The sequence below is a fragment of the Desulfoluna sp. genome (assembly GCF_030145185.1).
In the GTDB taxonomy this organism is placed as follows: Bacteria; Desulfobacterota; Desulfobacteria; order Desulfobacterales; family Desulfolunaceae; genus Desulfoluna.
The window spans coordinates 1-6,953 of the sequence record NZ_JAQYWB010000134.1 but is presented as its reverse complement, the minus strand read 5'-3'; the positions used below and the strand labels follow the sequence as shown (position 1 = coordinate 6,953).

Genomic DNA, 6,953 nt, shown 5'->3' with positions numbered 1-6,953 from the left:
GCCCGGCGAAAAGGCGCTTCCGCCTCTTGAATCAAGGGGCTGTGCCAGGCACCGCTCACGCGCAGGGGAACAGCACGTCCCCCTTTTTCGCGAGCCACTTCGCCAAACCGTTTCACGGAGTCTGGATCGCCGCTCACCACGATTTGTTTCTCCGCGTTATGGTTGGCGGCCCAGACACCTTTATAATGAGGCGCGCCCTTTTCGCGAAGGCTTTCGGCCAGCGCCTCCACCGCAGGGAAATCAAGATTCAGAACCGCGGCCATGGCCCCTTTGTGTTTTCGAGCCTCTCTGTCCATCAACTCACCACGCGTCTTGACCAGGGTCAGCGTGTCGAAGGGCGTAAGAACACCGACGGCGGCAAGGGCGGAATATTCACCGAGGCTGTGGCCACAGGCCACATCAAAGCGATCGCCCCCCACCTTGGCCAGGGCCGCCATGAAGGCAAGGTTGACGGCGGTAACCGCCGGCTGCAGGTGAACGGTTTGAGTCAATGTGTCCATGGGGCCTTTAAAACAGAGCCGAGACAAATGGGAGTGGGTGATCTCGTCGGCCATATCAAAGACCTCACGCACCACCTCAAACTCCTGATAAATATCTTCTCCCATGCCGATGGCCTGGGCCCCCTGACCGGGGAAGAGGAAAGCGGTCTTCGTCACTGTGGACCTCCCGTATCAACCCAAAAAGCCCCCTTTTCATTGCAATGCTCAGGGCTCGATGGCGACGCCGTTGCCGGCTTAATCATGAATATTAAAAAAACTGCGGGCGTAACTTAAAGCCCGGGATTCATCGCGGTTGTGGCAGCCGTCCTTAATAAAACGAATGGGATCGTGCACCACTTTGGTAACGATGGCCTGACCCATTCGACGAATGGCGGCCTTCTCCTCTTCGGAGAGACCCGTAAGGCTGGAAAGGGTTTTTTCGACTTCGCCCAGGGCGATGGTCTCCACCTTGGCACGCACCGCCTTGATGGTGGGTACGGTGCTGAGCCCCTCCACCCAACGGGAAAAAGCCACCACGCCCTCCTCCACGATACGCTCCGCCTTGATGGCTTCGGCTCGTCGGGATTCGATGTTGCCGTCGATCACCTCTTTGAGGTCGTCGATATCATAGACGTAGGCATTGGAGAGCCGGTTGATGGCCGGATCGATATCCCTGGGCACGGCGATATCAATAAAGAAGAGGGAACGCCCCTTCCGGTGTTTGATCACCGGGCGCACCATCTCACGGGTAATGACGCTGGTGGGAGACCCCGTGGAGCTGATAATAATATCCACCTCTTTCAAGGCTTCAGGGATCTCTTCCAAGGCGATGGCGCTTCCGTTGAAATGACGGGCCAACGCCACCCCACGTTCCAGGGTTCGGTTGGCCACAAAAATATCGCCGGCCTGATGCTGAATCAGATGCTCCACGGCCAGCTCCGCCATCTCTCCGGCCCCCACGAGAAGAATCTTGCGTCCCTCAAGGGAGCCAAAAATCTTCCGGGCCAGTTCAATGGCCGCATAGCTGATGGAGACGGCGCTGTCGCCAATCCCTGTTTCACTTCTCACTCGTTTGGCCACATGGAAGGTGCGATGCATCAGGCGGTTAAGCAGGGGACCCGTGGCTTTTTTCGCGGCGGTGAGATGATAGGCATCCTTCACCTGTCCCAGAATCTGGGGTTCTCCCACCACCATGGAGTCAAGACTTGCCGCCACACAAAACATGTGGCGCACCGCCTCTTCCCGATGGTGCACGTAGAGGCTGGATTCAAACTGATCCACGGGCAGTCCCTTGAGCTTGGAAATATACCCCTTGGCAGCCGCCACAGCGGCATCGCCATCCTTGGCGGCCATCAACACCTCCACCCGGTTGCAGGTGGAAAAAAGCATCACCTCATCCACATGAGGATGCTCCCGCAAGGCATCAAGGGCTTCCATGCATTCCTGCCGATTCATGGCAAGGCGCTCCCGAATCTCTACCGGAGCCGTCTTGTGATTCAAACCTGTCAGTACAATTTCTAGCATAACGCCATATCTCTCGTCCCAGACGGGCAGATCCCTGTCCACCGGGAATGTCATCCGTTAAAACCGGGTAAATTCCCCGTGGTGACCATCCATAAAAAAATTGACACCGAAAAGGGTAAAGAGCAACACCGCAAACCCTGCAATAGCCAGCCAGGCGGCTTTGCGTCCACGCATGCCCCCCACGAGTCGTTCATGAATCAGCACCGCATAAATCACCCAGGAGATTCCCGACCAGACCTCTTTGGGATCCCAGCTGATAAACCGATGCCAGATAATCTTGGAGTAGAGCAGGCCGGTGACCAGCCCCAGGGTCAACGCCGTAAACCCGGCGATGATACTGGCATAGCCCATGCCATCGAGCTGCTCCAGCGAAGGAAGACGCCGGTAAAAAAAACCGCGCTTCTTCTCCTTGATGGCGTTCTCTTGAAGTATATAGAGAATACCGGCCCCACACGCCATGGCCAGGGCGGCTTCCCCAAGAAAAATCGTGATCACATGGGCAAAAAACCAGAAGTTGGCATACACCGCCTCCGGCTGCGTCGGGGGAAGATCCGGGATACGCATGGAGGCCGTGAAGGCCAGGAGCGTCAGGGGAGCGGCGTACACCCCCATGATCTTAATGCGGTACTGGAACCGAAGAAAAAGAAACACCAGCGCCACCGCCCAGGCGGCCAGCCCCAAGGTCTCACGCAGATTGTGTATGGGCAGGTAGCCCGTCTGAACCGAGACAACGACAAGGCCTAAGGTATGGGCCAGAAACCCTGCACCCAAAAAAAGATACCCCGCCTCCTGAAGCCGCTCTTTCTGAAAAAATAGATAGAGCATATAGGCCACCGCACTCGCCAGATAGAGAACCGCTGTCAGAATATCCATCATCCCGCCTCCCGTGATTGACGCCGATATCACACGGTGTTGTGATTACAAAAGAAAACCCAGGGTGTCGCAGGTATAACCCTCTCCGAGCACCTCGGCAAGAAAGGCATCGATGCCTTCTTTATCACCGGCCGCCACTTTCCCGAGAAGTCCGCCCGCGATCAGGGCCTCGAACAGAGGCTTATGGGCCTCCGGCTCATGGGCCTCGGCCAGAAGCTTTTCACGCACCCGCCCCATCAACGCCAGGAAGGCGCCATACTCATCGCCGTACTCCACCTCCAGCTTGCGCCGCATCCACTTGGCAAAGGCGGGGCTCTTTCCGGAGGTCGAGACCGACAGGGTCATGTCACCCCGCTGCACAATGGAAGGCAGGACAAAATTGCAGGCGCTGGGGTAATCGGCCACATTGCAGAGCTTGCAGGACGTTTCAGCGTCCTTGCTCACCTGGGTGTTAAAGACCTGATCATCGGTGGCCACGATCACGAGGAATTTCCCCTCCATGTCGGCCGGGGTATACGCCCGCTCCGTCAGGGTAATGGGCGCATTTTCCGCCAGGGTCTTCAGCTCATCGGTAAAGGCTTTACTCACCACGGTGACCTGGGCACCGCAACGGACCAGGGTCTCGACTTTTCGGGTGCCGACGGCACCGCCGCCCACCACCAGGCACGCCTTCCCCATAATATCAAGGCTTACGGGATAGTATCGCATGGGTTTGCTCTCTTTCAGTCTGTAATGCACGCCGGAAGGCCCAACGCAGATCACTTTAAAGATCAAAGGATTTCAAGTCCTCTCCGAGGACCAGCTGACCATCATATGTTCTGCGGCACTCTTTTTCAATATCAACTTTGTCGCAGGCCGGGTAAAAATGGGTCAGCACAAGGGTCCCGACTTGCGCCGTTTTTGCCATCTCCCCCGCCAGAGAGGGGGTGAGATGGTGGGGGACCGCCTCTCCATCAGGCGTCGAGCACTCACAGACAAACAGATCCGCCCCTTGCGCCAGAGCAACCAGGTCCTCGGAAGGACCGGTGTCCCCGGAAAAAACCACAGACCGGCCCCAGGAAAAAACCACCCGGCAGGCCAGACTCTCCGGCCGATGGACCACCGGCCCCGTCAAAACCGCCAGGTCGCCATGATGAAAAAGGTCGCGGCCCGCAACGGAGAGCTCGGTGAGGCTCACCAGGCCGGGACCGGGGTCTATCCACCCTCCGTACACCCCTTTGAGCTTCTCAAAAAACGCGCCGAAGCCTTTCCCTCCATAGATCTGAAGCGGACGGGTCCGACGGCACTCTGGATATTGGGTGGCAAAAAGTAAGGGGACCAGCTCCGCCGTATGATCCGGATGAATGTGGGTAAAAAAGATCCCGGTGAGATCATCAATGGAGACCCCCACCTCCAGAAGACGACGCATCGTCCCGGGGCCGGAATCGATGAGCAGGGTCTCGGTCTCTGTCTGAACCAAGGCCGCACAGGCACTTCGGCTCAGCGAGGGGACACAGGTCCCCGTTCCAAGCAGGGTTATTCTTGCCATGGGTCACCCTCCTTCTTTAATTGATATAGTCATGCGTGAATCGATGTCGCCGTCACCGACGGCAACGCCGGAAGAGCCCGGGCCTTAAGACGCTTCCCTGAGACCCCTCGGTGGCCTTACCTAAAAACGGGGCCGTAACCTCAGGGAGAGCTTCCCGGAAGCTCGGGCGAATAGGAAATTTTCCCGGAAAAATAAAGGGTTGTCCTTATGGACGCAACGCGGCCTTCCCCCTATAATGATGTTTACCTGTTCATCCTTCACACATTTCCCACCGTTATACGATGATGGGCGGCCTGCAATGGGCCGCCTGGTTTGTCTTTTTTCCCCTTATCCCCTCCCTGCCCTACCCCTTATCCCCTCCCCATCCATGCCCCATCCCCGCACCGCGAAGGCTTTCATAAAGAGCAATCCCCACACTGGTGGAGAGATTCAGGCATCGGATCTCCCGATTGATGGGGATATGATAACGAGCTTCCGGGTAACGCGCCAGCACCGCCTCGGGTAACCCTTGGGTCTCCGACCCGAAAAAAAGAAACAGTCGCTTGCCCCTGGGCATCTCCCAAAAGGATCGGGAACCGAGCTTGGCAAACAGCGCTACCTCATGGGGCTGGGGGGCCATTGCCTCATAAAAAGCATCAAGTGTCTCCCACACAGAAAGCGTGACATGCTCCCAGTAATCCAGCCCGGCACGCTTCACCTGGGCACTGTCCAGGGAAAACCCCAGGGGCTTGATCAGATGCAGATGCGCCCCTGCCCCCAGGCAGGTCCGCCCCACATTCCCTGTATTCCAATGGACTTGCGGAGCCACCAGCACCACATGACGCTCCAGCCCCTCCTCGTGTTCCATCCCCACACCCCGTCCTCCCATGGCATCCCCCCATTCACAGATCGGGGGTGCATTTCCGTTTAAAAAAATAGTTCAGAGCCGTCACCAAACGGCCCTGAAACCAAAGCAATATCGTAACCCATAACATATCATGGAATCGTATCAGGTTTTCCGGCATGGCAACAGGATGAGCGAAGGCCCTCGATCCCATGGACCAGGGGGTGATCCCCCACGCCCCTGACACAAGGGGCCTGCACTCGCCACGCATTCTGCGCCCCCCTTGCACACCACGCGAATGCGGACACGAGAGGCCCAGGGTACCGCCAGCCGTAGAGCATTCGCAAACCCGCTTTCAAGGTGGCGCCACCTTGCCGCCGGAGGCTTCTTTTTTATGCCGCTCTGCCGTCAAAAAAACCAGCTGCCTCTCAGGATGAGCTCGCGGGTGGGGGCGGCTTTTTTGCCGTTTGGAAGGGAGAAGCCTCCGTACTCGGTCTCGGGGGCGCCCCAGGGAATCAGGGCACCGATGTCCACGCGAAGGTTCTGCAGGGCGTCCCAGACCAGGGTGGGTTGCAGGGTGCCGGAGGGGTCATCGAGGTTGGAGATAGAGGTCAGGGTGAGATTGACGAGGGGGTGGGCTTCCATCTGGACGCGCAGGGCGAGGTAGTTCTTGCCCAGGATAAAAACCTCACCGCGGGACAGGCGGGAGGCGGTGGCCGGGTCGGTGAGGGCGTCGGCATAACCGGAGGTGCCGTACCCGTTGTGGTAGACCTCGATAAAGCCGTACCAATTTTTATTCCAGGCGACCCAGGAGAGGTCCATGTTGGCAACCGCAGAAAAAATCCCCCCATCCTCATCGGAGACAATTAGATCACCGCGCCAGGCCGCCTCTCCGGCATACCCGGAAAAGCCCACCCCAGAAAGGGTGTGATCCCGATGCCGGGCCACAAGAAGATCGGCATCGAGGCTGCCGAAGCTGCCGTGCAGCTTGGTCGCATAACGCGAAGCCGCCGATGTGACCTCCCCGGTGTCCGCCTCGCGTCCAGGACCGACGATGACCTGAAGCTCACGCCCTGTGGCGTGGGTGTAGCCCAAAAAAACGAGATCATCCCCGGCCTTGTAATCACGCAGGGTATCGGTGGGAGAGAAGGGATTGACCAGATCCATGGGGTTAAAGAGGAGCCCCCCGCCCCAGGTCACGGCCTGGCGTCCGATGCGAAGATCGGCGCCTCCGAACTCCCCGTTGATGCTGAAGCGATCCAGCCGGTGCAGGGTGCGCTGGGAAGCAGACGACGAGACCTCACGTGTCAAATCAAAGAGTCGATACCGGTCGATGTCACCGGAGTCCCCACCGGGCAAGGGAAACCCAGCGGCCGCAAGATCTGAGCGACGCTGGGTCGCCTCGCCCCCTGCGAAAAGGAACTCATAATCGAGATCCCCGGTCACCGCCTCGGAAAAAGAGGTCCGGGTGGTAAGTCGAAACCCGGCAGCGCTCTCCAGGTCGTCATAAGGGGCCTGATCCGACGGATCCAGGCTCCCCCGAACATCCTCGGCATCGTAGCCGATGCCACGTGTCGAGACCTGGGCCAGGCCGCCGGTCTCTACGGAGAAGGCCAAAACGACCCAGGGAAAGGCCATCAAAAAAGCTGCCGCAAGGGCCACCCCCCATCGGCTCACGCCCCCCCGTCCAACCGCCCGTCCTTCATGCGAATCACCTCACGGGCTG

7 protein-coding genes are annotated in these 6,953 nt (G+C 58.5%); all 7 read right to left on the bottom strand.

Annotated elements, in window-relative coordinates; all coding sequences use genetic code 11:
* On the bottom strand, positions 1-656 hold a 656-nt coding region (locus Q1Q75_RS22200; RefSeq protein WP_300675348.1), incomplete at its 3' end, for an ACP S-malonyltransferase.
* 78 nt (positions 657-734) lie between these two features.
* Positions 735-2,003, bottom strand: coding sequence for a glutamyl-tRNA reductase (gene hemA / locus Q1Q75_RS22195; protein WP_300675347.1), 1,269 nt, complete (start codon positions 2,001-2,003; stop codon positions 735-737).
* Between the two features lie 57 nt (positions 2,004-2,060).
* Complete coding sequence (gene ccsA, locus Q1Q75_RS22190; RefSeq protein WP_300675346.1) at positions 2,061-2,879, bottom strand: cytochrome c biogenesis protein CcsA; 819 nt, start codon at positions 2,877-2,879, stop codon at positions 2,061-2,063.
* A gap of 42 nt (positions 2,880-2,921) precedes the next feature.
* Complete coding sequence (locus Q1Q75_RS22185; RefSeq protein ID WP_300675345.1) at positions 2,922-3,584, bottom strand: bifunctional precorrin-2 dehydrogenase/sirohydrochlorin ferrochelatase; 663 nt, start codon at positions 3,582-3,584, stop codon at positions 2,922-2,924.
* Between the two features lie 55 nt (positions 3,585-3,639).
* Positions 3,640-4,404, bottom strand: coding sequence for an MBL fold metallo-hydrolase (locus tag Q1Q75_RS22180; RefSeq protein ID WP_300675344.1), 765 nt, complete (start codon positions 4,402-4,404; stop codon positions 3,640-3,642).
* A gap of 343 nt (positions 4,405-4,747) precedes the next feature.
* Complete coding sequence (locus Q1Q75_RS22175; protein ID WP_300675343.1) at positions 4,748-5,272, bottom strand: tRNA (cytidine(34)-2'-O)-methyltransferase; 525 nt, start codon at positions 5,270-5,272, stop codon at positions 4,748-4,750.
* 363 nt (positions 5,273-5,635) lie between these two features.
* Entirely contained in the window at positions 5,636-6,904 is a 1,269-nt protein-coding gene (locus Q1Q75_RS22170) for a hypothetical protein (RefSeq protein WP_300675342.1), read from the bottom strand.
* Positions 6,905-6,953: the final 49 nt, after the last annotated feature.